The organism is Peribacillus butanolivorans (genome assembly GCF_001273755.1).
Lineage (GTDB): Bacteria > Bacillota > Bacilli > Bacillales > DSM-1321 > Peribacillus > Peribacillus butanolivorans.
The window spans coordinates 1760757-1786128 of sequence record NZ_LGYA01000001.1 but is presented as its reverse complement, the minus strand read 5'-3'; the positions used below and the strand labels follow the sequence as shown (position 1 = coordinate 1786128).

The 25372-nt window shown below is 35.1% G+C and carries 22 protein-coding genes, 1 pseudogene and 1 other annotated feature; of the genes and pseudogenes, 5 read left to right on the top strand and 18 right to left on the bottom strand.

All coding sequences use genetic code 11. The annotated features are described in order from the left end of the window. Positions 1 to 205: 205 nt before the first annotated feature. Positions 206 to 1171, bottom strand: a complete 966-nt coding sequence (locus AKG34_RS08470) for a S8 family peptidase (protein ID WP_053345675.1) — start codon at positions 1169 to 1171, stop codon at positions 206 to 208. Positions 1172 to 1789: 618 nt separating this feature from the next. Beyond that, positions 1790 to 3199, bottom strand: a complete 1410-nt coding sequence (locus AKG34_RS08465; RefSeq protein WP_053345674.1) for an FMN-binding glutamate synthase family protein — start codon at positions 3197 to 3199, stop codon at positions 1790 to 1792. Between the two features lie 223 nt (positions 3200 to 3422). Here AKG34_RS08465 and AKG34_RS08460 point away from each other — a divergent pair, with 223 nt between their 5' ends. The 3 genes from AKG34_RS08460 (at position 3423) to AKG34_RS08450 (ending at position 5697) form a co-directional block, all read left to right on the top strand. Next, positions 3423 to 4169, top strand: a complete 747-nt coding sequence (locus AKG34_RS08460; RefSeq protein WP_053345673.1) for a YqjF family protein — start codon at positions 3423 to 3425, stop codon at positions 4167 to 4169. Positions 4170 to 4552: 383 nt separating this feature from the next. Beyond that, entirely contained in the window at positions 4553 to 4906 is a 354-nt protein-coding gene (locus tag AKG34_RS08455) for a PadR family transcriptional regulator (RefSeq protein ID WP_053348043.1), read from the top strand. A 29-nt stretch (positions 4907 to 4935) separates the two neighbouring features. Further along, positions 4936 to 5697, top strand: coding sequence for an HAAS domain-containing protein (locus AKG34_RS08450; protein ID WP_053345672.1), 762 nt, complete (start codon positions 4936 to 4938; stop codon positions 5695 to 5697). Between the two features lie 309 nt (positions 5698 to 6006). On the opposite strand, the gene AKG34_RS08445 is transcribed toward AKG34_RS08450, so the two are convergent. The 12 genes from AKG34_RS08445 to AKG34_RS08390 all read right to left on the bottom strand — a co-directional run bounded on the left by AKG34_RS08445 (position 6007) and on the right by AKG34_RS08390 (position 18563). Further along, positions 6007 to 7386: an LLM class flavin-dependent oxidoreductase gene (locus AKG34_RS08445; protein WP_053345671.1), complete on the bottom strand. Its 1380-nt coding sequence runs from the start codon at positions 7384 to 7386 to the stop codon at positions 6007 to 6009. Positions 7387 to 7594: 208 nt separating this feature from the next. Continuing rightward, the gene (gene resA, locus AKG34_RS08440) at positions 7595 to 8137 is read right to left on the bottom strand and encodes a thiol-disulfide oxidoreductase ResA (RefSeq protein WP_053345670.1); all 543 of its coding nucleotides are present in this window, start codon (positions 8135 to 8137) and stop codon (positions 7595 to 7597) included. 19 nt (positions 8138 to 8156) lie between these two features. Beyond that, entirely contained in the window at positions 8157 to 8537 is a 381-nt protein-coding gene (locus AKG34_RS08435) for a ubiquitin family protein (protein ID WP_053345669.1), read from the bottom strand. A 136-nt stretch (positions 8538 to 8673) separates the two neighbouring features. Beyond that, positions 8674 to 9444, bottom strand: coding sequence for an ABC transporter permease (locus AKG34_RS08430; RefSeq protein WP_053345668.1), 771 nt, complete (start codon positions 9442 to 9444; stop codon positions 8674 to 8676). Positions 9445 to 9457: 13 nt separating this feature from the next. Next, the gene (locus AKG34_RS08425; RefSeq protein WP_053345667.1) at positions 9458 to 10525 is read right to left on the bottom strand and encodes an ABC transporter substrate-binding protein; all 1068 of its coding nucleotides are present in this window, start codon (positions 10523 to 10525) and stop codon (positions 9458 to 9460) included. Positions 10526 to 10557: 32 nt separating this feature from the next. Then, positions 10558 to 11424: an ABC transporter ATP-binding protein gene (locus AKG34_RS08420; RefSeq protein ID WP_053345666.1), complete on the bottom strand. Its 867-nt coding sequence runs from the start codon at positions 11422 to 11424 to the stop codon at positions 10558 to 10560. 298 nt (positions 11425 to 11722) lie between these two features. Then, positions 11723 to 12916 carry an acyl-CoA dehydrogenase family protein gene (locus AKG34_RS08415; RefSeq protein ID WP_053345665.1) on the bottom strand — a complete coding sequence of 398 codons (1194 nt, stop codon included), beginning with the start codon at positions 12914 to 12916 and terminating at the stop codon, positions 11723 to 11725. A gap of 136 nt (positions 12917 to 13052) precedes the next feature. Beyond that, positions 13053 to 14303 (bottom strand): acyl-CoA dehydrogenase family protein, encoded by a 1251-nt coding sequence (locus AKG34_RS08410; RefSeq protein WP_053345664.1) that lies wholly within the window; start codon positions 14301 to 14303, stop codon positions 13053 to 13055. 194 nt (positions 14304 to 14497) lie between these two features. Beyond that, entirely contained in the window at positions 14498 to 15886 is a 1389-nt protein-coding gene (locus tag AKG34_RS08405) for an LLM class flavin-dependent oxidoreductase (protein WP_053345663.1), read from the bottom strand. 552 nt (positions 15887 to 16438) lie between these two features. Continuing rightward, complete coding sequence (locus tag AKG34_RS08400) at positions 16439 to 16642, bottom strand: Fur-regulated basic protein FbpA (protein WP_053345662.1); 204 nt, start codon at positions 16640 to 16642, stop codon at positions 16439 to 16441. A 324-nt stretch (positions 16643 to 16966) separates the two neighbouring features. After that, positions 16967 to 17128 (bottom strand): Fur-regulated basic protein FbpA, encoded by a 162-nt coding sequence (locus AKG34_RS08395; RefSeq protein WP_053345661.1) that lies wholly within the window; start codon positions 17126 to 17128, stop codon positions 16967 to 16969. Between the two features lie 610 nt (positions 17129 to 17738). Then, entirely contained in the window at positions 17739 to 18563 is an 825-nt protein-coding gene (locus tag AKG34_RS08390) for an ATP-grasp domain-containing protein (protein WP_053345660.1), read from the bottom strand. A gap of 70 nt (positions 18564 to 18633) precedes the next feature. Beyond that, positions 18634 to 18886: a binding site (T-box leader), on the bottom strand. Positions 18887 to 19414: 528 nt separating this feature from the next. On the opposite strand from AKG34_RS08390, the gene AKG34_RS08385 reads away from it, so the two are divergent. Together AKG34_RS08385 and AKG34_RS08380 are read left to right on the top strand one after the other, a co-directional pair. Beyond that, complete coding sequence (locus tag AKG34_RS08385; RefSeq protein ID WP_053345659.1) at positions 19415 to 20080, top strand: response regulator transcription factor; 666 nt, start codon at positions 19415 to 19417, stop codon at positions 20078 to 20080. Further along, entirely contained in the window at positions 20073 to 21533 is a 1461-nt protein-coding gene (locus AKG34_RS08380) for a sensor histidine kinase (protein ID WP_201783546.1), read from the top strand. Before AKG34_RS08385 ends, AKG34_RS08380 begins: the two co-directional genes overlap by 8 nt. A 128-nt stretch (positions 21534 to 21661) precedes the next feature. On the opposite strand, the pseudogene AKG34_RS27445 reads toward AKG34_RS08380, so the two are convergent. The 4 genes and pseudogenes from AKG34_RS27445 to AKG34_RS08360 all read right to left on the bottom strand — a co-directional run. Then, positions 21662 to 22022 (bottom strand): annotated as a pseudogene (locus AKG34_RS27445) (transposase); the annotation flags it as partial. 419 nt (positions 22023 to 22441) lie between these two features. Continuing rightward, complete coding sequence (locus AKG34_RS08370; RefSeq protein WP_152952261.1) at positions 22442 to 22711, bottom strand: hypothetical protein; 270 nt, start codon at positions 22709 to 22711, stop codon at positions 22442 to 22444. Between the two features lie 130 nt (positions 22712 to 22841). Beyond that, complete coding sequence (locus AKG34_RS08365; protein WP_053345656.1) at positions 22842 to 23519, bottom strand: ABC transporter ATP-binding protein; 678 nt, start codon at positions 23517 to 23519, stop codon at positions 22842 to 22844. Positions 23520 to 23535: 16 nt separating this feature from the next. Continuing rightward, on the bottom strand, positions 23536 to 24957 hold the full coding sequence (locus AKG34_RS08360) for an ABC transporter permease (RefSeq protein WP_053345655.1): 1422 nt from the start codon (positions 24955 to 24957) through the stop codon (positions 23536 to 23538). Between the last annotated feature and the right edge of the window lie 415 nt (positions 24958 to 25372).

The window sequence follows — 25372 nt, the reverse complement described above, 5'->3', positions numbered from 1 at the left end:
TGAAGTAGCTTTTTAGGTTTAATAATAGTTCTAAGCAGCTTGTAAGACCTAGAGTTTTATTTTCATGGTAGTTCAATATACAAAAAATTCACAAAAAAAACCCCTTAGTTACTCCCAGAGGGTTTGTATTTCTTTGCATGCGAGTTCCTAAACTAATATGCAATGAAATTAGAATCATATACATACCTGTTCTCTATCTGTAAGGCTAGCTAAACTCCTTTAAAACTTTTTTTATTTTTTCTAATTTCTGATGATTTAGTTTCAGCATTCCATGCCCTTCTTGAGTCTTTGGTTTCCCCAGCGAAACTGTATTATTTAAGAGTTCATTAAATTCTTCTAACTCTGTTAATCTTCGGCCAAGTTTTGTTTCAAATTTATTTATTAAAAGCGCAACAGCCCCTGACACATGTGGGGCAGCCATGGATGTACCTGATAAGACAGCAAATTGGTTACCAGGAAAGGTTGATACAACTTTTTCTCCTGGGGCCACTAAATCCACTTCACCATTAGAATTACTAAATCTAGAAATCCGTTCACGCCGGTTAACTGAGCCTACTGCCACAACTTCCGGGTATGCAGCTGGATAACTGTACTCGTTTGTTTCGGCCTTTCCATCACCTTCATTTCCTGCGGCACACACGACCATTATATTAGATTGAACGGCGTTTATAATCGACGAATGTAAGGCCGGGTCATCATCCGGTCCCCCTAATGACATCGAGATAACCCGTACCTTTTCGCCATTAGGACCTGTCCAATTGACAGCGTAATTAATAGCTGAAGTAATGTTTTCTGTTGTTCCTTCTCCTGATCCAGTTAAAACCTTAAGTACCAGCAACTTCGCTTTAGGTGCGGCACCTACAACTCCAAAACCATTTTCTGCTGCTGCAATGGTTCCGCAGACATGAGTCCCATGTCCGTTATTATCGGCAAAGTTGAAAGGATCACTATAATAATCTTCAGTGAAATTATACCCTCCAATAATTTGACCAATTAAATCAGGGTGATCTGGTTGGCATCCTGTATCTATTACGGCTACTACTATGTTCTCACCCTTAAACCCTTCTCTCCAAATAGAGCGTGCACGAATCATTTTAATACCTCTTGGAACTTCCGAAGTGTTTTCTGTTATTCCTTCTACTTGGAAGGGTACTAATTGAACATTTGGCAATTCTAGCCTCTCCCTTCATATAAACCCTAGAACGGGCAGAAACACCGCCTTTTGTAATGACAAATGAGGGCATCCACACTTAAAACCCGTTTGGGAAAGCTGTATCCAATAACATTGATTACAGCCTTTCTTTATCCTATGAATGGAGACAAGCTTTTGCTATAAACCTTAGTCTAATTTGATATTTTAGTTTACTTAATCAAAATACCTATAAGTAGATGGGGTAGATATATCACTGCTTACAATTACTTAGTAAGATAGTTGAAAAAAGAAATAAAATCTATAATCAGTCAGAACCTTAGTAAAAATAGTAATTACAAATCCAAATACCTTTGTAAATCATACGGCTTTAAAAAGCATAGTTCCTAAAAAAGAGTTTGTTTAGTCATCAATTATTCCATCTTTACCTTGTCCATGTTTTTATATGCATGATAAAGGTAAACCTATGTTGGTTATTATAATGGAACAGCAAAAGCTGCCGAGGAGGCAGCTTTTTTTTCTTTCCGATAAGGTCGTTCAGGATCCCTCTGCCCAAAAAGCTTATGAAACAAGTTGGTATACATAATTCTTTTCCTATTTTTCGTAAATTTGCTAATAGGTACATACGCACGTATTCACTTATTTCTCTTGTTTGTCTTCCCAAGGTTCAAATGAAAATGGAATTCCAACCATTTTAGCAGTCAATTCATCATAGGAAACTAAATCTTTTTTTGACAACTCTTTTAAAGAGCGTTTCCCCATCGCTCTTAATGCGATTTTCATTTCTTCTATACTTGCTGTAAAGAATTTCTCTGCTGCTTTTACTCCATCTTCTATCTTAAATTGATCCTTGAATTTACCTTGATTCCAAACAACTTGTGTAGGTGGTTCAAAGGGAAGAGACTTCAATGCTTGATTATGGGAGACAGCAAATAATATAGCAGATCCTACATAAACAGCATCAGCACCGAGGGCAAGTACTTTTAAAAAGTGCCCAGGTACTAATAGCCCTCCTGAGACAATTAAACTAATTTGTCCCTTCATTTTTCTCTTTTCTAAATGATTAACAGCCCGGACAACTGCATGCAATGTTGGTATTCCCATGTCATCGGATAAAATCGGTGGTGCACCATGTGTGGCTGCTTGGCCGCCGTCAATCGTTATGAAATCAACACCAAGTTCAATTAAATGATCTATATCTTCTTCAATTTTCCCCCCTGCCCCCATTTTTACACCAATGGGAACACCACCAGTTATACTCCGAAGTTCGTTAACGAGTTTTTTAATATCTTTCAATGTTTGATTTTCAAAAAAATGTTCAAAAATGACTCCATCCTCATTTTCTTTTAGCCCCATCACTTCACGAGCCCGACCTGTTAAATTTTTGGGTGAAATTTTCCCACCCATCCCAAATAATGCTCCTTGTCCGAACTTAATTTCAATCATGTCGGCACGCTTAATAAGATCTTCTTCCTTTGACCATTCTGTTTTTGAAAATTGTAAAATATATTTTCCTGCTTTATCTAATTCTTCAGGTATTACTCCGCCTTCTCCGGAATTAATCGCGGTTCCTACATTTTTTGCTGCTTCCGCCAAAGAAAGCCTCGTTTGTTCACTAAGTGCGATACCATAGGCCATCCCTGTAATCATAAGAGGAATTTTTATTTTCATTGGTTTTTTTGCTTTTGGTCCAATGGTTACCTTGACATCAACGTCTTCTTCACCATCAATAGGAAACGGTGTCGTTTGTGCAGGGATAAAGGTAATTGGATCCAAATGTGGCCATTTTTTTGAAGAGCCAAGCGGGCGATGCAGTAAGTCGCCTGTTTCTGCACGCAAGCTATTTTCAAGCATATTTTGAACGCCCATATGCCTTAGGCCTGGCATCAACTCCATAATATTTTCTTGATAGCTGTCGGTTAAAATGATTTTTCCCATCTTCTTAACTATACGTTTCATAATCCAACGCCAACCAACTAGCATAAATAAAAATAGGACAAATATTATTGCAATCATAACAAAAGATAAATAGGATAGAATGTTCGACATGTTCACTTCTCCACATTCAATTTAATTAAACGGTTCAATATTGTTGTTATTTCCGAAAAAAGGTAAATTGTGTTATTTTATAATGATATCACTCACCGCTTTATAGGGGGTAAGTCACGAGCAATTGAAAAATACCTGTAGTTTTTACAAGCAACACCAAATGATTTTCTGAATTTTTTTGACCCTTAGCTAAGTTAATATAAAAATAAAGGAGATACTTTTCATGAACTTACTAGATGATAACGCTCACCGTCCTTGGCCAATTCCTTCAAAAAAATGGATTATGCGACAACCTTGGAGAAATCTTTTGTTTTCCCATTGGCCTATTCCAGCTGAAACACTGAGACCACATATTCCTCCACATTTAGAAATTGACACCTTTAATGGATATGCCTGGTTGGGAGTTATTCTTTTCGTTATGGAGGGAATTTATCCTCGTGGATTGTCATCTGTATCACTAACCCCTAAATTTTCAGAAATCAATGTAAGAACATATGTTCAATGTGATGGTAAACCCGGTATCTTTTTCATGTCTCTTGATGTCGAGGACTGGGCCTCCTATACAATAGCCAAGAAATGGTTTCGTTTGCCCTATTATTCTGCACAAATCTCTTTTGAAAAAAAAGGACAAACCTTTCATTGTCAAAGTATTCGTAAAGGAAAAACAAATACTCCAATTAGATTTAATGTAAAATACACTCCTTTACCAGAAGTTTTTTTTCCTAAAAAAGGAACTTTAGACCATTGGCTCACTGAGCGATATTGCTTGTATAGTACGGATAATGGAGTCAATATCTATTGCGGAGAAATACACCATCGTCCTTGGCCGTTACAAACAGTAGAGGCAGAGATATGTAGGAATACACTTTTTACTCCCTTTAATTTTGACCTTACTGAAGTCAAACCAATTTTTCATTTCTCTAAAGGTGTTGATACACTTATATGGAATATTAAGAAAACACGGTTCTAGTGTAAAAAGATTTCTTAGTACTATTCATTTCTTTCGAATTCGGGGATTAAGAAACTTCAATTAACTTCAATGCACAAGATCCCCTCACATCTAATATTTACGTACCTAGTGAATCACTTTCAGGTAATCCTGTTTCTTTATGAGTACAATGCGGATAATTAATTATTTTTCAAAAAAAGATTTTGGTTATATCAGACGACGATATCATGGTTGAGTATCCCTTAATTGTCGTTTCGATACTACCTTATAAACCACTTATAAAATAATCCTTAGCGTGTAAGTAATTTTGTAACTCACCGCAATTCACATAAAAATAATTAAATATTATCTTGCATTACAAGGTATTAATCTTCATAATAATCATATACCTTGTATTGCAAGACATGGAAAGAGGTGACATTCATTTGACCACTACACAGATGATGAAAGGGATATTGGACGGGTGTTTATTGGCAATCATCAAAGATAAAGAAGTATATGGATATGAGTTAGCTGAAAAATTAGAGGGATATGGATTTAATTCATTTAGTGAGGGAACCATTTACCCTTTATTGATGCGTATGCAAAAAGAAGAACTGGTAACATCTACATTAAAAAAATCAACTGCTGGGCCTAAAAGAAAATATTATTCCCTGACCCGAAAAGGAGAACAGGAATTAATAAACTTTATGGAACGATGGGAATATTTGAAGGGCAATGTCAATCGGGTTTTAAACCATGAAGCAAAAAATGATTAGTTTTAATAATCCAAAAAGGGGATGAAGAGTTGAAAAGTACTGCTGTAAATCTATCTTCTAAAAGCAAATCTTTCTTAGAGGATCTTCGAGTTTATTTATTTTCCAGTGGAAAGAATTCAGATGGAATTGAAAGTATTGTGGAAGAATTAGAGGTTCATCTTATGGAAGCAGAGAAAAAAGGGAAGTCAATCGACAACATTATTGGCCAATCACCTAAAGAATACATGGATCAGATATCAAACGAGATGACTACTGATTACCGATCTTGGTTTAAATATATCGTCATTATCATTTTTGGTGCTTTTTCTTTCACAATTATCAATGATTTATTCAAAGGAAACCTTTCCTATTCACTACTGGAATTAATCGGTCATGTATGTATTGCTGCGATTTTCATATTGGGCATCTTTAGTGCGTTTAAGTATGTTTCTGCAAATAATATTTCCAGAGGAAAAGAATTTGCAATTTATTATGTACTTGGGATGCTTCCGCTTGGTCTGTATATTGGCTTGATTTTCTTTAATAGAATAATTGAAACACCTGTGATTCAATTTGGGACTACGTGGACGAATATTACAGCAATTATTACTTTTGTTTTTCTTATTGCAATCTCGTGGTGGGCTAGATCATGGGTCGTCATAATTATTTTAGCACTTTTAACATTACCGGATTATTTGCTAAGTCAATTTGCACTTCATGATGACACCCAATTAATAGTAGGTACACTTATTAGTTTTGGAGGCATTGCTGTTTATCTTTTTATTACTAGTAAAATGAGCAAATTTGATTAACAGCAGGTCCAATATTTATATATCTGCTTTGATTTGGGAGTAAAAAATGGCGTATCAATGTACGGTTTCACCGCCTACTTACTCAAGGTTTTTTTGTGCCCCCTTATTAAAATCATGACAATGTTCACATTTAATGTTGTTAATATGAATAAATAGGATTCAAAAAAAAACAGCATAATAACAATTGCAATAAAATCAAAAAAGGTATGAGGTGATTGCCCTCATACCTTTTTCAGACTATAAATTAAAATTGTCTATTTATTTATGCGTCATCCGGTTGAGCACTAATGTCATCTGAAAATTCCTTAATTACTGTTGAATACCTTCTTTAGAGGCAAAAGCACCTCTATATCGTGCAGCAGGGTGACGCTCGCTGAGACGATTTTCTCCAAAAAGCTTATGACGAAGTGTAGCTGGTTCACCGTTCTCAGCACGAGCTAAACCACGCTGGCGAAGAACAGGCATTACTTGATCGATAAACTCTTCATAAGACCCTGGAATGGTTGCATTTATTACATTGATTCCATCGACGCCTGCATTGCTCCACAGCTCTAGCTGGTCAGCAATTGTTTCAGGAGTCCCTACGATACGTGTCGTTCTACTACGCATTTGGGCAATGTCTTTAACATTAGGCGTACGTCCTGGTGTGCTTTGCTTTAACCATTCGAATGTGCTTCTTATTCCCTCAGTTTCGATATTTTCAAGCGGTGTATCAAGCCCAACGTTTCCTAGGTCAACCCCCATACCTCCTGCCATATGAGCGATCATCATATCGAAATCAACCTTATTATCTAGTTCAAATTCTTTACGCCGAGCATCTTCTTCGGTCTCCCCAACGACGAAAGACAACCCTTGATAAAAGTGAATATCATTACCATCCCGACCATTTTGAATAGCTAGATGTCGAGTATCATTGATTAACTTACGAGCATTTTCAGGATCAGGGGCTACAATAAAGACAGCCTCAGCATTTCGAGCAGCAAAGTCTCGGCCGGCAGGCGATGATCCTGCTTGAAACAACACTGGCGTTCGCTGTGGTGATGGTGAAACAAGATGCGGACCTTCGACTTTATAGCGCTCACCAACATGGTTTATTTTATGAACCTTTGCTGGAGCTGCATGAATTCCACTCTCTCGATCTTGTAAAAGCGCTCCCTCATCCCATGAACCTTCCCAAAGTTTATACAATACATCTACATATTCATCTGCCCACTTGTATCTCTCATCATGTGGGACAAGTTCATCGTAACCAAAGTTGCGAAAAGCATTTTCCAAAGAACTAGTAACCATATTCCAAGCAATGCGACCCTTAGAGATATGATCTAGCGTTGAAACTCGGCGAGCAAAATTAAAGGGAGGTTCCTGCAGTGGAGCTGCCGTAAAAGCTAATCCTAGATGTTTTGTATTCACTGCAAGAGCGGACATTAATACTATTGGGTCATTACTGGGAATTTGCAAACCGGTTTCAACATGAAAATCCCAACCGCCACGGTGGTCACCGTACAAACCGATTACGTCTGCGAAAAAAATGGCATCAAAACCACCCTCCTCAAGCCGCTTAGCCAAAGATACCCAAAGATCTACATCGTTAAAGTTCAACTGATGACCTTCTTCATCACGCCACATTCCGTGAGTGATGTGAGATGCTGTATTCATAACAAAAGCAGAAAATGATAGGGGGTTAGTCATGTTAATTCGTCTCCATTCTATGAAATAAATTCATTTTTTTATTTTCAAAACGCCATTTTATATTTGAAATCTATAATTCTGAGACTTTTTCTCTTTTGTTACCCACTGCTATCTAATTATTCAAATTATTTATTCATTTTTTACAATTTCATTTTTCACAAGCCATAAAACACGTGTTTGGTTTGCATCAATACAATCTCTCTAGTCATTAATTCGGAATAATGCTTTCTACATAACTACGAACCTTCTTTTCTGTCAGTTCTCCAGAAATGGTTTGAGTAATCTCACCATCTTCATTAATTAAATATGTAACGGGGAGATTATTAACCTTATATTGCTCAATAGCTTCCCCAGTCCGATCAAGTAAAATGGAAAAACTCAATTTTTTTTCTAAGACAAATGGACTGACTATGATTCTAGGTTCTTGCGCATTTACAGCTAGAATTTCAATTCCCTTATCTTCATATTCTTGATAGACGTTATTCAAATAAGGCATCTCCTTTTCACAAGGTGGACAATAGGTTGCCCAAAAGTTAAGTATCACACCTTTTCCACGATAATCCGAAAGTTTTACTTCATTACCCTTTAAATCTTGCAAAGTAAAATCAGGAGCAAGATTACTTTGATCTATAGTTACTGCTTCTTTTTTAATAATTAAATTCGTGTAAATTGTATAACCAAGTCCTAACACTAAAATCGCAGTCACTAAACTTTTTATAAAGAAGTTCACTGGCTTTTTTTCTTTACTCATTAGAATGACCTGGCCCCTCTCAATTACTTACCTGGAAAGATAGTTCCGGCATTTCATGCAAAGTTTTATAGCTAACATGTGCAATCACTTTTTTCTGTCCTTGATCAAAAAACTTTGTTTCTAACAAATACTTTCCATCTCCCTTATTTTTAGGAAAGACTGATCCAATTGATATTCCATTTTCAATAATTTCAAATTGAACCTCAGCCTCTTTGCTAACATTTTCGCTCCCATATTTCACTTCTGCAGTAAAAGCGACAGCTTCATTGATCTTAATTTTTTTAGGATTACTTTCCAATAATACCTTCAACGATTTCGGTTGCTCTAATTGTTGTTTATTACCTGAATCGGAACATCCTATTAACAAAAAAATTGATAGTATAAATATTATCGATTTCACAAAATAGCTCCTTCATCAAAAGTAAATTCTCTTCTATAATCTATTAAAATTAAAATTGCAGAGAGAACCTCATCATCTTTCTTTTAACTAAACTTCTTAGTCTTCTTCGTTTCCTCTTCGTATTTTTTCTTTTCTCTTAATTGGCCTCATTTTTCAAGTTTGTCCAAAAAAGAATACGTTTTTTGATTTTTTCAAAAGTAAACATAACCAATAAGATAACGATACTATTAAAAATTAATCCAGCTAAAACATAATCATATTGAGTAAAATCAGTGTAGAACTGGATAAAGTAGCCCATCCCCGATTTAGCTCCAAACATTTCTGCGGTCATTAAAATTAGAAAAGATAAATTAAGTGCTGTTCCTGTACCACTTAATATAAATGGCGAACTTGCTGGAATGATTACTTTTAAAATCAAATCTTTCTGCTGTAACCCGATTGTTTTTGCATTATCCCAAAAATGATTATCAACCAATAACACACCTTGAATCGTGCCTAGAAAAATAGGCCAAAAAGCTGCAAGGAACAGAATGAAAATAGACGCTAATTCAAATGTTGGTAACAAAGCAATAGCATATGGAATAAATAATGTTAAAGGCAGTGGACTAAAAGCATTAAAAAATGGTGTTAAGATTTTCCTTGATTTTGGATGAAGACCAAAGAACAGTCCCCCGCCAATTCCTAGTATTAGAGCTAGCACAAAACTTGGGACTAATAATTTCATAGAACTTACAAATCCTTGAAATAGTTCAATTAATGCTTTAAAGAATGCCATAACAACTATTTCTGGAGATGGGAAGATAATTGGGCTTAACCATCCCGTGAAATTTGTTATATAAAACCATAAGGCGAGTAAAGCAATTGTAATTATCGTTGTATATATATAGATAGAAAAAAACTTTTTCATCATATTCTCCTTATCATTTGAAGTCTAAGTTTTGCTCATTATATCTTTGTAATACTTGTTTATAATATTCATCATTTGGATTCCCTTTAATCAGCTCATCTAATGCTTCTTCATACATAGAAAGATCGAAGTGATTTTCTAGATTAATAGTTTCTACGTCTGAAATATACCCAATATCTTGCATTTTTTTCCACGTGTTAATTACTTCCCTTTTGTTTGGGTCTGCAGAATTGATTAAATGTTTCTCATTAACTATTTCGTTCACTCTTTCTTCAGGTAATTGTTTAAAAGTAGGTTTCGAGGCTTCTAAATTTTTCTTTGGATTTTCTAATTTTACACGTTCTGCCCTTATTAGCCCTTTCATGAATTTCTTATAAGCAACTGCCTTATCACCAGTTATATTGCCTCTTACGGTAACTCGGCAGCAAAGATCATTTGGACTTAGATCATTACTCCAAAAAATAGGGGTTAATCCTAATGCCTCTGTTTTTGTCATATGCCCTGTATTGGAAAGTCCAACATCTACTTTTCCAGAATTAACAGCTTCAAGTACATCTGCCACACTTTTTACTTCTACAAAATCAACATCTTTATGAATATCAATTCCAGCATCATCTAGCGCTGACTTAAAGACAACATCAAGTGTTCCTAAACGAATAGTCGCAATTTTCTTTCCCTTGAAATCTTCTAATATTTTATATTGACTTGCATTTTCTTTTTTTGTGACAACCGGCTGTCCACCTTCCATATGACCTCCAACAAATTTAAAATCTGCACCTTGGGCAATATAGTTTAAAGGTGTTGCTGTACCAAATGTTAATGCAATATCTATTTTGTCAGCTTGTAAAGCGTCCAATCCCCCACTAGTAAAGGAAACCATTTCTACCTCTAAATTTTCATCCTCAAAAAACCCTTCAGCTCTAGCAATATCTGCTAGAGGAGCTCCATATAATTGACCATATCCAACCTTTAATTTATATGTTTTCTCTTGCGTAGATGCTTTTTCTTCATCACCATTGCAAGCTACTAACGTTAAAGCAAAGAGCATCACAATACCGAATAACCACTTTCGCTTTCTCACGCAACCATCCTCCTAATCATTTTTAATATTATTTATATTCCTTCTCCTGCTGAACGGATTTCATGGCCTTGTTCTAATTTTTCAAAGATTCCTTTGTTCATAATGTCTAAAATATAATTTCTTAATTCAATAAACTCTAAACTCTCTATTAACTTTTTACGATTTCTTGGCTTAGGAAAAGGTACATTAATAGTCTCAACAAGACTTCCAGGTGGTCCTGGTGAAAATATCACAATTCGATCCGCTAAAATAATAGCCTCTTCAGCATCATGTGTAACAAATGCGATAGTACGCTGCTGTTCATAATTTACTTGGAGAATCAGATCTTGTAGCTGAATTCTTGTTACTGGATCTAAGGCACCAAAAGGCTCATCCATGAACATTAAATCTGATCCTAAAGATAGCGCCCTCGCAATTGCTGCACGCTGCCTCATCCCACCTGACATTTCTCCTGGATATTTTTTAAACGCATGACCTAACTGGACTAATAGAAGATAACTTTGGGCTAAGTGCTCCAATTCCTGTTTTGTTTTTGATTTTTTTAATTTCTGCTTTAAAGCAAGAATTATATTTTCTTCTGCCGTTAGCCAAGGGAACAAAGAATAATCCTGAAATACAACTGCACTATCTGGTAAGGATTTTGCTATTGAATGTCCGTTGACAAGTATTTCACCCTTCTTTGGTTGAGCTAACCCTGTTAATAAGCGAAGAAGAGTACTTTTTCCAGAACCACTAGGACCCATAAAGACGACAAATTCCCCTTCTTTAATCGTTAGGTCTATATTTTTCAGAATTTCTACACCGTCATAATCAAAAGCAATTGACTTAGCTTCAATTTTATTTCGAACATTGATCATTTCTTCTTTCACTGTATAAACTCGATCAAGGACTTTTGCCATTATCGCTCCTCCAATTCTTTAGATAATTATTACAAAACAAATGTTGTTCATCTGGCCATTAATAAATGGTTTTATGTTGGTATAAAGCTTTCATCCGCCAAACTATTTGCAAATTTTGGGAAGAAAATAAACAAAAACCAGAGACGAATTCCGTATTTAGAAACTGTCTCTGGTTATCCAGTAAACAAAATATTAAATTCCAAATTTAGTAGTTGTTAAAACATAAAGAAATAAATCTATCCAAATAGCAGATTTTTCTACTATTAGAATACATATTCTTTCTACCAAATTTTTTAATTTATTTTCCGTCTCCCCACAGCTCAAGTGGTAAATTAACTAACTCCCTACCTATTTGTTCGCGGGCCAAATTATTTGAAGGAGCCATCGGGATTCCACCTCTAGCATCGCGGTAAATTCGTTCAAAAACCCCCTCGATGTAACCAAAACCACCTGCTACATCCATTGCAACCCGAGCTGCAGAATCTGCTAATTCTGTGGATTGAACTTTAAGTTCTGTTACCTCAGTATTAAGTTGAGTTAACGGTTGGTTAGTCTCAAGTAATTCATCATAATGTCTAGCTAAATCAAGTTGCCAAGCTCTTAGTCCTGTAATTTGAATTTTAATCTCAGCCAATTTTTGACGAATTACTTGATATTCAGCTAGGCTTTTGTTGAAACCTTTATGAATCGTTTTTGTTACATGTGCTACCGCGGCATCTAGAGCACCTTGCGCCACACCAAGCCATACTGCGCTTAAACCGAGGACAGTACCGGTGCCATTCAATATATCTCCGCTAGCAGCGTTCAATAAATCTCGATGACTTACTTTCACATCTTTAAACGTAAGTGGTCCACTATGATTTCCGCGTACACCTAATGCTTTCCAAGGTTTTGCTCTTATCCCTTCATCATGACCATTCACAATAAAAAAACTATGATCACTCGGGTCGTCACTATTTGCGGTACGGGTTTGTACGACATAAAAATCCGCTTGTCCTCCACTTGTAGTAAATGACTTCTCAGCATTTAGAATAAAATCTTCACCGTCTCGTTCTGCCTGACTTAAGTTATACCAAACGTGCCCCCCAGTAGCTTTTTCACTTACTGAAAAAGTACCGATAACACCTTCACGAATAGGCAATAACCACCGATCTTTTTGATTATCATTACCAAAAATATTAATTACTTGAGCTGCACCAACATGCATCGCATATACAAGACCTGTAGACGCATCTACCCTGCCAATTTCTTCTGCCACAACGGACAAACCTACATAACCTAAGTTTAAGCCCCCCCATCTCTCAGGAATCGTTACCGAGGTCCAGCCTTCTTTTGCTAGGGCCTGTAAATTCCCTCGTGGAAACATGCCTTCTCTATCAATCATATCTGCATTTGGTTTAATTACTTTTTCAACAATCGGTCTAATTTTTTCTCTAATTTCCTGGATGTACGCTCTTGAATATATATTTTTTTCTAATGCTGCATTGCTCATTTTTATATCCTCCAACTTTTTGTTTATAGATAGAAAACTCACAATTATAGACTTATCTATATCAAACTCTATATGATAATGAATATAAGGAGAAAACTTTTAGTAGATCGCTTAATGTCCATAGCAACCCATCTACTTAAAAGTAAATTTGCTTCAGCGGAAGCTTAGTACCGTTCACAACGTAATTACCGATAGCACGTGCTTTGTAGACAGTTGGATTATGAGAAGCTATGGTACGGATATTACGCCAGTGACGATCGAGGTTCGCTGACTTTCTCGTTGCAGATGCTCCTCCCACTTCAAAAAGTAACGTAGAAGCTTGCAATGCAAGATCGTCCACAATAACCTTAGCCTGAGCCGCCCGAAGTGAAGCATCATGACTTAAATCATAGTCAATCACGCCGTCGACCGCTGAATTCACAGCAATGTCCAGTGCATCTACAGCAGCGAGAACAATCGCTTCGGACGCGAACGCACTACTTGAGAGCTGTCCAACAACCTGTTGTAGTTGCGGGTCTGCAGATGCAGTGTCTGCAGCAGCAAAACTAAATGTTCGAGTTCGTTTATGAACCAAAGCTGATGCGTCTGCCACTACATTACGTAATATGCCTGAAATAACCGCATGGAGATAAAGCTGTAAATATGAATTGAATGGCGTCCTGTCATCACGGATTACAGTCACTTCACCTTTATTAACGAAAACATTGTTTAAATGTGTCGTGCCACTCCCAGTCAATCTTTGTCCGATTCCATCCCAATCGTCTTTTATTATGACACCTTCACGATCAGTTGGGATGATCACGGATACAGGTATTCCATCTAAGGTAGATGCCGTAACAAGTACCCAGTCAGCATACATGGTACCTGTACTAAAGTACTTCGTGCCGTTCAATCGGTAACCCTCACCTTCAGGGGACAAAGTTGTTTCAAAGGCCAAATGCCCCACATTTTTCGATGAAAGCTCAGTAAAAGCATTGCCAATGATTGCTCCATCTGCTATTCTTTGTAACCACGTATCACGTTGTTCACTTGCAGGATTTCGAAGTAATTCATCCACATTGGAAAAATGAGACCGAAGGCTATGCGCGATATCTGGATCGGCTTCAGCTAATCGAATGATGACATAGAAAAGTTCACGAATACTAGCACCGCCACCCCCTAGTTCAACCGGTAAACGAAGAGCACCAAGTCGGGTTCGTCTGATTAAATCGATTGCATAATATGGGCGAGCTTCGCTACCAGAACTCCGACGGTTCTCAGCATCTATTGCAATATCTGTAATCAATTGATCTAATTCAGCAGAGCCAACTTTTACTGGTTCAGTAAAATTTAGTGAAGTTAAACGATCTTTGTTAACACCTAAATTTAATTGTTTTTGATTAGACATTTTTTAAATAACTCCTTTAATTTTAAATATGATTATTCGCATCATATTAGTCGTATTTATTTATAAAAAAATAATTAAATAGTATTAAGCTTGCTCATCTTACTGTGTAGCTCCTTTCAGGACAAAAGCATCAATAACATGCAGTAGGATGACGTTCATCATTTTGTTTAATCAAATACTTTTTATGTAGTAAATTATTTTGAGCTCTCTTGAAGACCAACTTTTCTATACTGATTCCCTACGTGGTTTTCTGGTAAACGAGCTTTTTTTCCAAATAGCTTTTCTCTGAAAGTCCCTTCTTCATATTCCATTTTCACTAATCCTCTTCGTTGAAGTTCTGGTATGACAAGTTCAACAAAATCTTTAAAAGTTCCTGGTGTTATCGCATATGCAAGATTAAATCCATCGATATCCGTATCCTCAATCCAATCTTCAAGCGTATCAGCAATTTGCTCTGGTGTTCCGATTGCCACGGGACCCATTCCACCTATACCAGCAAAATTCGCTAACTCACGTACTGTCCATTTTTTATTTGCACTTGCTTTTGTCAAACTTTCGAGCATTGATTTAATTGCATTTGTTTCAATATATTCAATTTCTTGATCAGGATCATATTCAGAGAAATCAACTCCTGACCACCCACTTAGTAGGGAAAGGGCTCCTTCATAACTTATATATTTCGATAACTCTTCATATTTTGCCCATGCCTCTTCTTCTGTTCGTCCCACAATTGGTGTAAGTAATGCGAAAACTTTCACACTTTTTGGATCTCTTCCTTGCAAATTAGCTTGTGCTCTAACATCTTTAACATATATAGAAATCGCTTCTTTTCCAGGACCAGAAATAAATGTACATTCTGCATGTTTGCCTGCAAATTGTCGGCCTCTTGCAGATCCACCAGCTTGATACAAAACAGGAGTTCTTTGTGGTGATGGCTCACACAAATGAATGCCTGGCACATCGAAATAATTACCATGATGGTTGATTTCGTGAACTTTTGTTGGATCGGTATAGATTCGCTTCTCTTTATCTTTCACAACTGCATCGTCTTCCCAGCTACCCTCCCACAATTTATAGCAAACTTCTAAATATTCATCGGCTATATTGTATCTTTCCGCATGTTGAAATTTATTACCGATGTCGATATTTTTCGTTCCACTTTCTAAATAGGAAGTAACAATATTCCAAGCAATTCGCCCGTTCGTTAGATGATCCAATGTAGACATTCTTCTTGCAAACGTATATGGGTGTTCAAACGTTGTCGAGCATGTGATTCCAAATCCTAAATGTTTAGTTTCATTAGCCATTGCTGAAACGAGCAGAATTGGATCATTTACCGGAACTTGTGTTGCTTCACGAACTGTAGTTTTTTTATCTTTACCATACACATCATAAGTCCCGATTACATCCGCAATAAACAAACCATCGAACCGTCCTTTCTCCAATGTTTGCGCTAACTCCACCCAATATTCAATCTCATTATAGCGATGTGATTGATCTTCAGGATGTACCCACAAACCTGGTGATTGATGGCCAACACAATTCATATCAAATGCATTTAATAAGATTCTTTTTTTGTTCATTTTTTTTGTCTCCTTTTCTGACTTTTTGAAAACTGATAATACAATAAATATTTGATAGTAAAAGGTTTAAAAAAAACAAAAAACCAGAGACATCTTCTACAAAATCAGAAATTGTCTCCGGTTGACCGGCAAACTATATATTAACTATTCCTATGTTATTACTATGTTTTATATTAGCGGGCATACTTCACGTTGTCAATACACCTTATGCACTTTTCTTCAACTTTTGCTGCACATATAAAAGGTAATTTTCCCCAAAATCCAACAATAAAAAATTAACAACTATAGACATAACTCCGGACAACCATTGAGCAACATGTAAAGGATACATATCAAATAGAACAACAACAAGTACAAGTCCTAATGAACATCCAATCATATATTCTAATAGTAAAATTAGCGAACAAGCTAAATCATTGGTACAATACTACCATCAAAGAAAATCCGACTTTCCATCGAAAGGACTAATAAAATCTCATTCATTTGGATTGTTCTCTTTATCTTTTGATACAGTTCTTTATTTTTTTTGCCTTTGTTACCCGACAGCTTCATTTAATATTTTTTATTAGTCCAATGTATCGAACCCGTATCACAATGAGGATGACTATCTAATTGAATTCTTTTGTATTCATTTTCTAACTCTTTTAAAGATAAGTTCAACAGTTGTTCCTTATTCTTATATACATTAAAGACAATCAGTTTATTAATTAATTTCCGCCTTATTTCTTCCATATCTTCGCAAATTTTATACCCCATATGACCTTCTCCTTTTCATCGTTTGTAGAATTGTAAAGGATTTAAAAAACCTTCTTCAAGAATGAGAGGTACGCCTTAAACTAGATTGTGGTAGCACGGAATTCTAAAAAAATCTTTGCTAGAAGTTTCAAAGGCCCTTTTCCATCACCTCTCTGAATAAGTTTTACAAAGTAAATTCATGTAAACAAACAACTCCTAAGAAAAAATACTCCACTAAATTACCTGAAATTCAAAAGGTAGATATCCCCATAATCTTTAAAACTAACTAAAATTAGATGATCTTACTCTGGGTTATTATCGGAATACGTTTAATGCTTCAAACGCTCATCTTTTTTTATCACTAATTTTATTATATTCTTCCTGTAAATCAGATATAGTCATTTCAAATAAATGAGTGTTATTTTTCTTATAAATCCCTTCATTTATTAACTTGTTTATCAGGAAAACCTTTTTATTATTTAGAGCATTACGTAATAATTCCCCCAAGATGTAGCCTCCTTTTATAATCAAATCATTTCGTTGAATAGTGGTATAAAACAAAGAATTATACCGTTAATTTTAGTTGTAAAACGCGTTTTCTTCCTGTTCCACCTCCTTCCATACCGTTGATTTCTATAGCCAAAAGAGGCCCTCTGTCCAAGATACACTTCATCTTGAATAGAGAGCCTCTAGTAATCTAGTCAGCACATTTTATTAGTATGAATATTTAAGTTTATACTAAATTATATTAAACATATATGTCAAGTATGAATTAAAAAATATACTCGACTGAACTTATAAATAAATGACTCCGAGACCCCTCCCCTAAGCAAAACGTGTTTCACGGATACTTTTCAGAGTTATGTAATTTTATCAGGGACATCAGGGGAAAAATCTACCCTTCATAACATAAAACAGTGTCATTTGCTCTGATTTGATAATCCGGAAAAACAACCTTATACTCTTGCCACATATTTGAACGCCTCCATAAAGTGCTTTTATACGAAAACACTCAGTAGTGGAATAAGAGATTTAAAAACCTGTTATAACATGCTGTTGATTTTTCACAAAGAAAAAAGGACCATATTAATAAGGTCCCTTGGTAAAACATCTTGATTTAAGCTTGAAGAGCTTTCTGTAATGATTTTTTCATTGCTTCTACAAAGTTCTGACGTGTTACATCAGATAATTCTAATAAGGAAAGATAGGGATTTAAATCTTCTAATTCAACTAATAAAAGTTCACCTTGTTCATTCCGACAAGCATCAACTCGTTGAATCCCCCAATCAAGATTATTCCATTCAATAAATCGGTTAGCAAAAGTTAAATCTTCTTCAGTAGGCACATATTCTTTTAATTCCCATCTTTGCTCTTTATCTGGTGCATAAAGAGCATACTGAAATTCTTTATCGATAAAATAAAATGAAACCTCATACTCAAAGTTGATAAATGGTTGTACCAATGTTTTTTTTGATTCTGAATCAACTTTATCTCTCAATTCATCTTTCGTGACAAATTCCATACCGATAGAATCTGCACCATCTTTCGGCTTTACAATATACGTTTTTACATTAGGGAGTTTATCTAAAGAATCAAGAGTATCGATAGTTGGAATAACAGGAAATTTAGCATTCGTTAATTCAATTAAATATTCCTTCCCGTTCATATCAGCCTTTCCGTTAAATGAATTGTATGTTTTCAAATAACCAGAAACTACTCTATTTCGGAATGCTTGATACTTATCCTTAAAATTCGCTACTGGACCAGCATTTCGAAATACAATTAAGTCAAAATCTTTTTCAAACGTTTCGGTATCTTCAGGATGACAAATGACCACCTGAAAATCTTCTCTAAGCTTCGAAGTAAGGAACAAATCCTCCTCATAATAATTTCTTCCTTTTGCTTCATAGTATAAATCTGTTACGAATAATAGTGTCTTCATTACACCTTCACCTCTTTACATTTATTTTCATTGATTTAAAAAGGAATAAAAAACAAAAAATCCCGTCTCATTAAGAGACGAGATATTAACTCGCGGTACCACTCTTGTTTAATAAAATGCTTCGAAAGCACTTTACTACCCTTACAAACGTACAATCATACGTTGTTCCTTGTAACGGAGGAAACCGATAAAGCTTACTAATACATTCGGCTTTACTTCTCAGAGATGATTTTCGGTTATTATCTGGACACTGGCTTTCAGCAAAACACCAGCTCTCTTTGGAACAGAAACTATAACGTACTCTTTCTCTTCATAGAATTTTTAAAATTAGATTATTTTGAATTATTTTATATTAACCAGCAATTAAAATCAATGGTTATTTGATGAAATTAATTTTCTGCCCCTTTAGCTCGATAAGAAAGGGATCATCAGCAGCAACTTATTAAACTCTTGCACCCGTTAGTTAAAAAAAGAGAGGGGATTTCTGTACTGGCTTCATCCATCCTTATAATACTGATGAATACTAGAAAAGAAACATATCCTTTCTATGGTGGTGATGGAGTTAAGAACCTAGTTTCTTCATTAATATTAACTAACTTGTTTTGCATTCTCCAATTAACAATTGAGTGCTTTAGTTAAATACGGTGCTGATTTTTTCTACTTTTATTCGACTCTCATCTTAATGATGAGCCATCAACAGCAGTTTTGCATTTAATAAAGAAAGAATTTAGCTGGTAAAAAATAAATATAGTTTTCCTATTAAGTCTCCTTATTTATTCTATGTATAATATCGAATGCTTCTCCACATTAACTCCATATAACACGGTTATAATGATACAAGAGGTGATACCATGAGGAACTATCATATTCTTGTAGTAGAGGATGATCAAGAGATTCAGGAATTAATTAAACAATTTTTAATGACACAACACTATACAGTTGAAGTTGCATCAGATGGATTAGAGGGAATGAAACAATATAATAAGCAATCCTTTGATTTAATTCTTTTGGATGTGATGATGCCAAACCTTAACGGATTTGAAGTTGCCAAAATGATTCGAAACCAGTCAAATGTACCAATTATTATGCTAACCGCTTTAGAAGAAGAACAAGATCAAATGAAAGGTTTTGATCTTGGAATCGATGATTATATAACTAAACCTTTTTCTTTTCATGTTTTGATTAGACGAGTCGAAGCAGTACTGAGGAGAAGCTATGATCAAAGTACAGCTAATCATTTAGTTTTTAAAGAAATTCATGTCGATTGTGATGCATATAAAGTATATGTAAATAAAGTTGAAATACCTTTAACAACAAAAGAATTTGAGATGCTGCAACTACTCCTTCAAAATGAGAAAAAAGTACTCACAAGAGAAAGCATCGTAGAAAAAGTTTGGGGATACGAGTACTACGGAGAAACACGAATTATCGATACACATATTAAAAACATACGAAAAAAATTAGAAATACCCTACATTAAAACAGTAAAGGGAATTGGTTACAAAATCGATGAATAAGATATTAAAAATCATGAAGATGAAGAAGATTACCTATAAACTCTTTTTGGTTACATCCCTTATTTTGTTAGCCTTTGCAGTCCTGATCTATTTAACTTTATACTTCTTTCTCCCTACATTTTATGAGCAGTATAAAACAGACCAGCTTCAAACAGGAATAGAAGAAATAATTGATAAATCTAAGGATCTTTCTTTTCAAAATGCAATACCACTTTTTGATGAATACGCTCAAAAAAATAACGCAATGATCTACCTTCAAAATAATGAAGGAGCAATAATTTATTCTCCTTTTTTATCTTTTATTCAAGGTAGTACTCAAGCATTACCTGGTGTAAAATTCGATAATACAAAGCCATTAAGAAATTCAAATTACCTTTCCAATTCATTTGATGTTACCATGCCAATTCAATTCCAAGATGGTAACTTAACACTCGTAGTATCCGCAACATTTCAGCCTATTAATGAAGCTTCACAGGTCTTGGTACGTTTCCTTCCTTATATCAGTATCATTGTAGTTGTTATTGGTGTTGGAAGTGCTTATTTATATTCGAGGTTTATTACAAGACCACTCATTTATATTAATAGAGGGGCACAAAAGATGGCGAACTTGGATTTTTCCGAAAAAATTGAGGTTCGTTCCAATGATGAATTAGGGGAATTATCCAATAGTTTAAATGATATGTCACTTAATTTACAACAAACTATGCTTGATTTACAGAAAGCGAATCAGCAATTACAAAGCGACATTGAAAAAGAAAGAGAAATAGAAAAAAAACGCAGGGAATTTTTTTCAATTGTAGCACATGAATTAAAGACTCCTCTCACTGTTATGAAAGGACACTTAGAAGGAATGATGTATAATATCGGTCCCTATAAAGACCGGGACACATATTTACAAAAAAACTTTCAAACCGTTCAGGATATGGAACAACTTGTTCGTGAGATTCTAGGTATTTCCAAATTGGAACAACATACCTTTAAACTAAAATTAGAAGAAGTAAATCTCGCGGAATTAATTAATATAATCACAAAAAATCTCGGTTTTTTTGCTTCTCAAAAAGACATTCAAATAATAAAACAGATTGATTCTCACCTTTCTGTTTTTACAGATCGTGCTCTTTTAGAAAAAGCCTGTAAAAACATTATTCATAATGGGATTATGTATTCACCGCATGGCGAGAAAGTATATATAAAGCTAACTCAGGATTCAAAACAACACCACATCCAAATTCAAGTCATCAATACAGGTGTAAAAATTAAAGAAGAGGATATACAACATATTTTCAAACCATTTTATCGAATTGAAAAATCAAGAAATCGAAATACTGGGGGGAGTGGCTTAGGGTTATATATTGTAAAGCAAATTTTTGAAGCCCTTTTTATCACGTATTCTATGAATAATACTGAACAGGGTGTACAATTTTTAGTTACCATTCCATTATCCATAAAGTAAACAAAAAAGAGTCTGAATCTCATTTCTATAGGATGAAATGAGATTCAGACTTTTATTTAATTTCAATGAATTTACATAATCATAAACACTCATAACTAAACATGAGTGATGTTATGTCTATTTGAATTAAATTGGTCTGTATCTTTAAAGCGACGCTCATAATTTTTCCCGAACGTTGAGAAGTGAGGTACTTTATCATGAAAACCGTAACCTAAAAACCAACGGTAAGCCATATTCGTTTCAACTTCTTCAATCGTTTTACGCATTGAACGAATACCGAAGGTATACTGAATGAATGTCAATTTAACTAAAATAACTGGATCAATACTTGGGCGCCCTATCTCTGAATACATCTCTTTCACCAAGTCATAAATGAAAGTGAAGTCAATGCCCCCTCAATTTTACGAACCAAATGGTTCGCTGGCACCAGTTATCCAAAGTAATCATTTCAAGTTGATCTCGCTGAATAGAATTATGTTTCGAAAGCATCGTCATCACCTCTAGTTTTAATACTCTTATATTAAAACAAAAAAGACTGTAGGCAAAAGTGGTTATATCTAATTGTTAAAACAAAGTTGATTGGAACGGAAGGTGCGAGACTCCTGCGGGAAAAGCGTGTCCAAGGGAGACCCCACAGGCGCAAAGGCGCCGAGGAGGCTCCCTGACCGCCCGCGGAAAGCGAGTGCCCTACGTTCCAATCAACGTTCGAATTTTTACACCCCCTCAAAAAAACTGTAGACAAACTCGATTTTCATCGAGTTTGTCTACAGTCTGGATTCTATATTTAAAAATATAGAATCTTTAAGCATGTATTTTTTTACTCATACTCATTCATTGGAGACTTCATTATTTTTACCTTCTGAATATTTCCTAATGCTCTTCTTTTATTTTTGCGTATCCTCTGAACCTTAATAGGGCTTTGCTTCCCCCTTTGTAGAGCCTTCCTCAGACCCTCCTTGATTAGGAGGGGACATGTCTCCCTGATTTGGTCCCATTTCATCTTGATTGGAAGGGAAAAACACCTCTGGATTATCCTGAAATAAATCTTGATAACTATCTTTTTCTTTGTCATCCAATTCTGGATTATCCCCTAAATTCATCAAGTTTGTAAACGAACCAATTAAAAGACCTATTGTTATTAAACCAATGGATGTTGCAATTTTAATCCATACTTTCATCCACATCTTCTCATTCCTTTTTCATGTAGTTGAACATTTTCTCTAATTAAATTTATATTACTTAGTTATATTTCTTTTTTTATCTAACAGCGTTACCGAAACGAGTTGTAACTTCTACTATTTATTTGCCTTACAACTCTTTGATTACTAAATTTCTTTTTTCGAGATACACCGCTTTATCAGATTGTTTAGCCACCTCTTGTGAATGAGTGACGACAATGATACATTTATTTTCTTTATGAGCAAGTTCTTTAAATAACTCGATAATTTCCATGGAAGTTTCTTGATCTAGATTCCCAGTTGGTTCATCAGCTATTAATAAATCTACATTACAAGATAATGCACGAGCAATCGCTACACGCTGTTGCTGACCACCGCTAAGCTGTAATACCTTTCTTTTTGCTTCTCCTTCTGTCAGCCCTACCTTTTCTAATAACTCAAGTGCTTTTGCTTTTTTGTCTTTCACATCGACTCCTGTAATCTCCATCGCAGTGACTACATTTTGAAGAGCAGTCATATACGTAATGAGATTATATGATTGAAAGATAATCGAGACATGTTGGTTTCGATAGGAATCCAAACCTATCTTCCTTATATCTGTTCCTTTATATACTACATTCCCTCTACTTGGGATATCTAATCCACTTGCTAAACTAAGGGTTGTTGTTTTTCCTGATCCCGATGGTCCTAAAATGGTATAAAAGTGTCCAGCTTGAAACGCAAAGTTTACATTATCTAATATAGTGATTTTTTTATTATTGCTTTGATAATGGTAATTCAGATCTTTAAACTGTAAAATAGTGTCCATGTGTATATCCCTCCTATTAATCTTTTAATAAAATTTCTTTTGGTTTCAATCGAAGAATCGATAATGCTGGAATAATGGTTGATAAGATTGCGATTAATAGACCTAATCCACCTACTTTCAGCACATCTTGGGATGTTACACTTACATCAATATTATCAATAGGATCCACTTCTTGACCTTGGTCATCATTCATCCCAAACATAAATGTTTGTTCCCTAGGATTATTTTCTTGCTCTTCAGCGGTAATTTCTTTCTGCAATAAACTGTCTCCCATTTTTTGAGACACTGTCCCACCTGTAAATATAGAGAGGCTAAATGCTAGAACAGCTACACATAATACTTCTACTAAGAGTTGGCCTATTAATTTCCCTTTTTTCTCGCCAATCGACAGTAAGATTCCTAACTCCTTCCGTCGTTCTTTTATGGTCAACATAATGATAAGACCTAAGATTATGGATCCTGTAATTGAAACCAGGTAGATAATCCATTTTGAAGTGGATGCCATGTTCTCAATAGGGCCTATCATTTTTTTATATAAGGCATCATGAGCATCTAGTTTAAAAAGGTCAAAATCAATGTCTGTTTTCTTTCCCTTTGCTTTAAAAGCATCGATATGATTCGGGTCAGTTAAGTAATAAATTGCTTTATCAATTGGCGTGCCCTTCATATCCTTGTTTACTGAAAATTCTTTTAACGATTCGTACGAAACATATATTTTGTTAGATGGATGAAACAGCGGTGGTGCTGTTTCCATTTGGCTAGTGATGTTGGATGTCTCATAAATCCCTATTATTTCTAACTTTATTGTCGATTTCCCATCGTCTTTTTTGATTTTTATCTCATCACCAACTTTAAGTTTGTTATGTTCAGCTAACTGTTTTTCAACCAAGGCTACTTTCTTATCTTTGTCTTCTTCTGTTATTTCACGACCCTTAATGATTTCCTCCGTTCCTTCTGTAAATTCTTTTAATAAATCAGAGCTTCTCACGCCGGTAATTGATAGATTTGGCATTTCTCTATCAGGGTTGCCTCCACCAGCTATGGAGCCACTCATCACGTCTTCATTTCCATCAATATTAATGGGAATATAACCATCTGCTAAACCCTGAGTTTCTTTTAGATAATTGAAATTTTTCACATAGGGTGATTTAGCTAACTTATCTGCTTCCTCTGAAGAAATTTCTGGAAATTGCACTGGCTCATTAGGATTTTCTTCTCTCTGTTTTTCAATATATTTTGGAAGCTTTTCTTGATTTAATCCTAGCGTTACGTCAACTCCCAATTTTTTTCTAGCGAGATCACTCGCTGTGTCTGTGACATTTTGCATGGCGAATCCTGCTAATACTAAATTAGTAACAACTAAAAAAACAGCAAATAAGATAAGGGATTTTCCCTTTCTTGCTCGTACACTTAAAAGTGCGCGTTTGATAAAATTCATTTTTATTACCTCCTTGATATCTCTAATGTACAGGACTAATCTAGAGTCTATATGGAGATATAGAGGAGTTTATATGGAGATATAGAGGAGGCTATATGGAGAAGTTTTGGTGTTTTTACCAAACATTAATTAAAGTTTAAAATCGAATCACAATGATTTCCTAAATGAATAACACCATTTGTCATATTTGAATTTATCTACACAAAATCGGTGTATATCACTTCTTTGTAACCCTGACTTTAAACATGCCCAAATGTTTTTCAAAGTTACTTCTTTTTCGAGTCAATCATTATCCTAACGCTACCTTAACTTCTTTTTGTTACTATACAGGTAGAAATACCTTTCCGAGAGGCCTATTCTATCTTCTTTTAATGCTCTTTACCATGTAAAAGGGCATGGCAAAAACATACCTATT

Bases quoted from the DNA above. Each gene is read 5' to 3' on its own strand.
- AKG34_RS08455 (WP_053348043.1), top strand. From the start codon at position 4,553: ATGGAAAGAGGTGACATTCATTTGACCACTACACAGATGATGAAAGGG.
- AKG34_RS08415 (WP_053345665.1), bottom strand. From the start codon at position 12,916: ATGAGCAATGCAGCATTAGAAAAAAATATATATTCAAGAGCGTACATC.
- AKG34_RS08460 (WP_053345673.1), top strand. From the start codon at position 3,423: ATGAACTTACTAGATGATAACGCTCACCGTCCTTGGCCAATTCCTTCA.
- AKG34_RS08410 (WP_053345664.1), bottom strand. From the start codon at position 14,303: ATGTCTAATCAAAAACAATTAAATTTAGGTGTTAACAAAGATCGTTTA.
- AKG34_RS08465 (WP_053345674.1), bottom strand. From the start codon at position 3,199: ATGTCGAACATTCTATCCTATTTATCTTTTGTTATGATTGCAATAATA.
- AKG34_RS08445 (WP_053345671.1), bottom strand. From the start codon at position 7,386: ATGACTAACCCCCTATCATTTTCTGCTTTTGTTATGAATACAGCATCT.
- AKG34_RS08365 (WP_053345656.1), bottom strand. From the start codon at position 23,519: ATGGACACTATTTTACAGTTTAAAGATCTGAATTACCATTATCAAAGC.
- AKG34_RS08420 (WP_053345666.1), bottom strand. From the start codon at position 11,424: ATGGCAAAAGTCCTTGATCGAGTTTATACAGTGAAAGAAGAAATGATC.
- AKG34_RS08360 (WP_053345655.1), bottom strand. From the start codon at position 24,957: ATGAATTTTATCAAACGCGCACTTTTAAGTGTACGAGCAAGAAAGGGA.
- AKG34_RS08380 (WP_201783546.1), top strand. From the start codon at position 20,073: ATGAATAAGATATTAAAAATCATGAAGATGAAGAAGATTACCTATAAA.
- AKG34_RS08390 (WP_053345660.1), bottom strand. From the start codon at position 18,563: ATGAAGACACTATTATTCGTAACAGATTTATACTATGAAGCAAAAGGA.
- AKG34_RS08400 (WP_053345662.1), bottom strand. From the start codon at position 16,642: ATGGGGTATAAAATTTGCGAAGATATGGAAGAAATAAGGCGGAAATTA.
- AKG34_RS08405 (WP_053345663.1), bottom strand. From the start codon at position 15,886: ATGAACAAAAAAAGAATCTTATTAAATGCATTTGATATGAATTGTGTT.
- AKG34_RS08385 (WP_053345659.1), top strand. From the start codon at position 19,415: ATGAGGAACTATCATATTCTTGTAGTAGAGGATGATCAAGAGATTCAG.
- resA (WP_053345670.1), bottom strand. From the start codon at position 8,137: ATGAGTAAAGAAAAAAAGCCAGTGAACTTCTTTATAAAAAGTTTAGTG.
- AKG34_RS08430 (WP_053345668.1), bottom strand. From the start codon at position 9,444: ATGAAAAAGTTTTTTTCTATCTATATATATACAACGATAATTACAATT.
- AKG34_RS08370 (WP_152952261.1), bottom strand. From the start codon at position 22,711: ATGAAAGTATGGATTAAAATTGCAACATCCATTGGTTTAATAACAATA.